The sequence below is a fragment of the Ewingella sp. AOP8-B2-18 genome (genome assembly GCF_052376015.1).
Taxonomy (GTDB): Bacteria; Pseudomonadota; Gammaproteobacteria; order Enterobacterales; family Enterobacteriaceae; genus Ewingella; species Ewingella allii.
In genome coordinates this window covers 1-4678 of sequence record NZ_JBQSVB010000031.1, presented here as the reverse complement: position 1 = coordinate 4678, position 4678 = coordinate 1, and the positions used below count along the sequence as shown (strand labels likewise).

At 52.1% G+C, this 4678-nt stretch carries 6 protein-coding genes; 2 read left to right on the top strand and 4 right to left on the bottom strand.

Annotated features, from left to right (window positions below; translation table 11 throughout):
• Window positions 1–105: 105 nt before the first annotated feature.
• Together mbeA and ACT3RR_RS22710 are read right to left on the bottom strand one after the other, a co-directional pair.
• A complete protein-coding gene (mbeA, locus tag ACT3RR_RS22715; RefSeq protein WP_444529318.1) occupies window positions 106–1608 on the bottom strand; it encodes a plasmid mobilization relaxase MbeA in 1503 nt (500 codons plus the stop codon).
• Complete coding sequence (locus ACT3RR_RS22710; RefSeq protein ID WP_207212943.1) at window positions 1598–1921, bottom strand: MobC family plasmid mobilization relaxosome protein; 324 nt, start codon at window positions 1919–1921, stop codon at window positions 1598–1600. The genes mbeA and ACT3RR_RS22710 overlap by 11 nt, the downstream gene beginning before the upstream one ends.
• 641 nt (window positions 1922–2562) lie before the next feature.
• On the opposite strand from ACT3RR_RS22710, the gene ACT3RR_RS22705 reads away from it, so the two are divergent.
• Entirely contained in the window at window positions 2563–2697 is a 135-nt protein-coding gene (locus ACT3RR_RS22705; RefSeq protein WP_094102272.1) for a replication initiation protein, read from the top strand.
• Between the two features lie 201 nt (window positions 2698–2898).
• Here the strand turns inward: ACT3RR_RS22705 and ACT3RR_RS22700 are convergent, their stop codons facing one another.
• Window positions 2899–3327, bottom strand: coding sequence for a hypothetical protein (locus ACT3RR_RS22700; RefSeq protein WP_241173957.1), 429 nt, complete (start codon window positions 3325–3327; stop codon window positions 2899–2901).
• 284 nt (window positions 3328–3611) lie between these two features.
• On the opposite strand from ACT3RR_RS22700, the gene ACT3RR_RS22695 reads away from it, so the two are divergent.
• The gene (locus tag ACT3RR_RS22695) at window positions 3612–4040 is read left to right on the top strand and encodes a helix-turn-helix domain-containing protein (RefSeq protein ID WP_241173956.1); all 429 of its coding nucleotides are present in this window, start codon (window positions 3612–3614) and stop codon (window positions 4038–4040) included.
• A 56-nt stretch (window positions 4041–4096) separates the two neighbouring features.
• Here the strand turns inward: ACT3RR_RS22695 and ACT3RR_RS22690 are convergent, their stop codons facing one another.
• A complete protein-coding gene (locus ACT3RR_RS22690) occupies window positions 4097–4492 on the bottom strand; it encodes a hypothetical protein (RefSeq protein ID WP_241173955.1) in 396 nt (131 codons plus the stop codon).
• Between the last annotated feature and the right edge of the window lie 186 nt (window positions 4493–4678).

The window sequence follows — 4678 nt, the reverse complement described above, 5'->3', positions numbered from 1 at the left end:
CGGAAACGCGCCTGATAAAGTTTAGCCTGATGCATACCTATGCAGCCAGGTGAATGCGCACCGGTTACGCAGAAAACAGGGTATCAAAGCCCTGTTTTCGTCACTTCACAGCTCCATCGTCGGCCCTTGCCGCTGTTTCTGCCTTGAGCGTTCCAGCTCCAGCGTTTTCTGGTGCTGCACCGCGCGCTCCTGCTGCCGGTGTGCCTCAATCGCGCTCAGCCTTTCGACAACCGGCGCAGCTGCTCGCTCAAACTCTGCACCTGCCTGCTCAAACTCGATACGCGCTCGCTCAGCGCCGCGTTCTCCCGTTGCATAAGACCAGACATCGTCCGCCATTCCGCGAAGGCGTTCTCCCACTCGCCCAGCCTTTTCGAGTAGTCCTGCTGTAGCTGCTCTAATGCGCTCAGCAACTGTTTTTCCAGCTCCGTCATGTGCTATTTCCCCGCCAGTATCATCCAGCTCGAATCCTCGCCGTATCGTCCCGCCTCCGTGTTCACCTTCACGCAGCGTCGCCCCGCGTCCCCGCATGTCGACAGTTGCACACCGCTGTTCTTCTCCGACAGCATGGCCTGCGTGGCCTTCTGCTCCCGGAGGGTCTCGTAGTTGTCGACTATCTGCTGCCCCTGCCACCACAGCACGCTCCCGCTCGTCCCTATCAGCAGCACCGAGACCAGGGTAATCGTGAGCCACGTCCGCCCTACCATACGCAGCACGCTCAGCCGGTTCGACTGCATGGCGGCGTTCATCCCCTGTTCGTGAGCGCTGATAGCGTTGCTGATTCGCTTCGCGCTGGCTTTCAATTCCGCTTTTACACACTGTTCGTGCTCGCTGAATGCGGCTTTCAGCATCTCGCCGGTACTCTGCTGCTGCGCTTTCGATTTCTGCTCTAAGTCCTTCGCCAGCGTTAAAAGACTGTTCATAGATGGCTCCCTTCAGTCGGATGTTTCGCCCCCCGTCCGGGTCGGCAATGCTGATGCTGCTTTTCGTCGTGCGCACCACCTCAAAACCAGCAAGTTCCAGCGCCTCAGTCACGTCCTGACGCGTTTTCAGCTCCCCGGTCGAGGCTAACGCCAGTAAACCCCGCGTAATCGCCTGAGCGGCTTCCTGCTTCGCTTCCGGCAGCGCGGACGGCGTCACCAGCGCACGCCGGTTTTCCGGCGCGTTCGGATCGTGCAGCCCCAGCCTGCCGTTCACGATCGTCTGCCAGGCATCGATGCGCGGACGGTCGGCCCGGTCGTAATACGGCTGGAGCCGTTTGCCGGTCAGCAGCTCCGTGTTCGGGATCAGGAAATTCAGCTCCAGCCGCCCTTTGTCCTGGTGCTCAACCCACAGCACGCTGTACTGGTCTTTATCGAGTCCGGGCATCAGAACCCGCTCGAAGCTCGCCATCAGTTTTTCACGCTGACCCGGTGGTAAGTCCTGCTCGGCAAACGACAGCACCCCGGAGGTGTATTTTTTGGCATAGGGCGAGGCGTCGATAAGCTCCCGGACTTCTTCCGGCTTCCCCTGCAGAACGCTGGCGCCTTCGCGCTGCCGATCTTTCCCCAGCAGATAATCCACCGGACCCGCTCCGCCCCCGCGCCCTCGCGGGTGAAACTTAACGATCATCGTCTGCCCCCTTTTCCAGCACCGCGTGCCGCAGCCGCTCGAGTCCGGCATCGATGGCCATCAGCGCGGCGATAACCTGCACCCGGTCATGTCCGGTACCGCCACTCCCGTTAACCTGCCGGGCAATCTGGTTGAGGTTGTTCCCCATGCCGGCAAGCTGACGAAGCAGCGCCGGCGAGATCGACGGAAGTTTGCCGACACGCGCTGGCTTCTCGTCCAGGCACGTCTGGCGCATCCAGGCTGCGAGCTGTTTACCCTCGCAGCGCTCCAGCAGACGCCGGTGCTCATCTTCCGTTACCCACATCGTGAGCATCTTGCTGCGTTTATCTGCCAATCCAGCCTCCTGATAACGCCGGGACGGGCGGGAAATGCTTTCCCGGGCGGCGCGGTGTTGGACAAGCCGCAGGCGCGTCAGTGGTTTTAGCGGGTTTCGGGGCGCAGCCCTGAACCAGTCACGTAGCGCTAGCGGAGTGTATACTGGCTTAATATGGTAAATCGAGGTGGTAATTAGGGGAAGTGCTTCATGTGACAGGGTTAAAATGCAGCTGCGGGGCGTAAGTGCAAAATGCAGGAACCGATGAAATTACGCCTCCTCGCTCACTCGGTCGCTACGCTCCTGCCGTGAGACTGCGGCGGGCGTTACCGGCGCACATATAACGAGGTAAATGGATAACGGAACAATCAGGAGAGGCAGGGAAAAGGATGCGGCGTTGCCGTTTTTCCATAGGCTCCGCCCCCCTGACAAGCATCACGAAATCTGACGCTCAAATCAGTGGCGGCGAAACCCGACAGGACTATAAAGATCCCAGGCGTTTCCCCCTGGTAGCTCCCTCGTGCGCTCTCCTGTTCCTGCCTTTCGGTTTACCGGTGTCATTCCGCTGTTATGGCCGCGTTTGTCTCATTCCACGCCTGACACTCAGTTCCGGGTAGGCAGTTCGCTCCAAGCTGGACTGTATGCACGAACCCCCCGTTCAGTCCGACCGCTGCGCCTTATCCGGTAACTATCAACTTGAGTCCAATCCGGAAAGACACGACAAAGCGCCACTGGCAGCAGCCATTGGTAACAGGTTTAGAGGAGGAGAGTCTTGAAGTTTCGGGTGCGATAAGGCTACACTGAAAGGACAGTTTTGGTGACTGTGCTCCTCCAAGCCAGTTACCGCGGTTCAAAAGAGCGTCAACTCTTGCGAACCTTCGAAAAAGCCACCTTGCCGGGTGGTTTTTTCGTTTTCACAGCAAGAGATTACGACGAGGGTAAACGAATCTCAAGGGATCATTCATCCGAACAAGAGATCATTCGAAATTTTGGGGGAGTTGCATAGGGTCATGATACCCAAGCTCTAACAGTTTTATATGGTTCGGCGCTAGACGTTGAAAGTGGATGACCCAATCAGAGACTTTGTACTTCCCGTGAAATGTATCGATGAAAACGGGATCGCCTATATGGGCATGCCACAATTTATTAGCCCTGGCATGTTCTTCAATAGCTTCTTTGTTTTCGTAACTGTCAGGCACTTTCCAAGATGGCGATACCTTGCCAATCCAAGCCGGATGGCCTTTTAAGGCATCGCCAAAAAGATTGTACTTCTCGAAGTGTTCGATGAAATCATCGATTTTATCGAGTGTTTTTTGAGAAAAGCGGGATGTGTAATAAAGATTGAATGTCTCAGAGAAAGAGACAACATTCAATTGTAGATTTTGCGTGCTTGATCCGCTGCCCATGCCCTTCTCTGCTCCCTACTTAGACCAGATGGCATTGTAACAGATCTCTCATTCGCTCTGGAAATCAACAGAGACAAGGATACACCAAATATTTCAGTATCTTTTACAAGATCATGATTTTGTTTGGTTTTCATATCACTAACTCCGTATTTAATGCAGATAGAAATGTTTTTCTATTCTCAGATTAGCCTTTTATAATTGTGTAATAATGGCGCTGGTGTCACCCTATTCATATGAATATCCGTATTATATATCTCTCAAAAAAAACATTTACAGGACAATCAATGAGTTACACGATAGAGAAAAAATGGAAGGCTGGAGGTCTGTCATTAGGGTGGACGGCGGTGCCTACTGTGTTGTTTTTTATACAAAATGAGAAGAAATTGAGCCCTGTAGCATTCAATACCTTGCTGAATCTCATAGTACACTGGTGGAATTTACAGGAGTGGCCGCATCCATCAATGGAGAGCCTAGCTATACGGATGGGGGTTTCAGTAAGGACAGTGCAAAGGGCTATTAATGACCTAGAAAAAGCTAATCTCTTAGATAAAAAACCGACATCAAAAAGCGACAACCGATATGGTGGCCGCAACATATACGACCTTACAAAGCTTGTAGATTATTTAGACATAATTGGTCCTTCTGTGTCCGAGCAAGTAAGAAAGCCGCGACACAAAAAGCCAATATATACAGTAAGGAAAAAAGCCGATTAGTTATGTTGGTTACATGCAGGAACAGCCCGCATTTGGATGCCGGGCTTATCGTTAAATTAGGGCTGAATCGTAAGACCAGAACGTTGAATGTATTCATCAACGCGATCGCCAATGTTTACAATTTTGGCAAAATTCACATCTGCCGATGACACGTTTAGATCAGTTGCGGATGCAGGCATAGGCAAGGTTGCACGATGACCATCGACGGAAACCAAGGTTTTTCTATCAACAAACGAAGAACCATAGTTAACGGTGTACTCGACTGAACACGCATTACTATCAGGATGACGAACAGCCCAAGGCTCATTAAACGAGTTGTAGTCGTCGTAATCAGCTCTCTTAATGTGCAGTTCTAAATCATTTTTATAAGTAAACGATCCTGTCTCATCATCCACAATCCAATCATCTTGACTCGATTGCGCAAGAATTTTTGTTACTTCATCAGCATTCATGAATAGCTCCATCAAGCAGTGTGTAGATAAAAAATCAAACAACATCACCTACATGGGTATTCTCGGAACATTTATCAATGGACGGTTAATTTACCATAACATCTCTTCCGCGCACCGCTAAAAACGACTCGCGGCGTTTCCGGTGTCTACAGGATGAAACGGAGAGGAAATACCCCAGAAAACCAC

What these genes read in the sequence shown, in the direction of transcription:
- mbeA (WP_444529318.1), bottom strand. Translation starts at nt 1,608, where the DNA reads ATGATCGTTAAGTTTCACCCGCGAGGGCGCGGGGGCGGAGCGGGTCCG.
- ACT3RR_RS22710 (WP_207212943.1), bottom strand. Translation starts at nt 1,921, where the DNA reads ATGCTCACGATGTGGGTAACGGAAGATGAGCACCGGCGTCTGCTGGAG.
- ACT3RR_RS22705 (WP_094102272.1), top strand. Translation starts at nt 2,563, where the DNA reads ATGCACGAACCCCCCGTTCAGTCCGACCGCTGCGCCTTATCCGGTAAC.
- ACT3RR_RS22700 (WP_241173957.1), bottom strand. Translation starts at nt 3,327, where the DNA reads ATGGGCAGCGGATCAAGCACGCAAAATCTACAATTGAATGTTGTCTCT.
- ACT3RR_RS22695 (WP_241173956.1), top strand. Translation starts at nt 3,612, where the DNA reads ATGAGTTACACGATAGAGAAAAAATGGAAGGCTGGAGGTCTGTCATTA.
- ACT3RR_RS22690 (WP_241173955.1), bottom strand. Translation starts at nt 4,492, where the DNA reads ATGAATGCTGATGAAGTAACAAAAATTCTTGCGCAATCGAGTCAAGAT.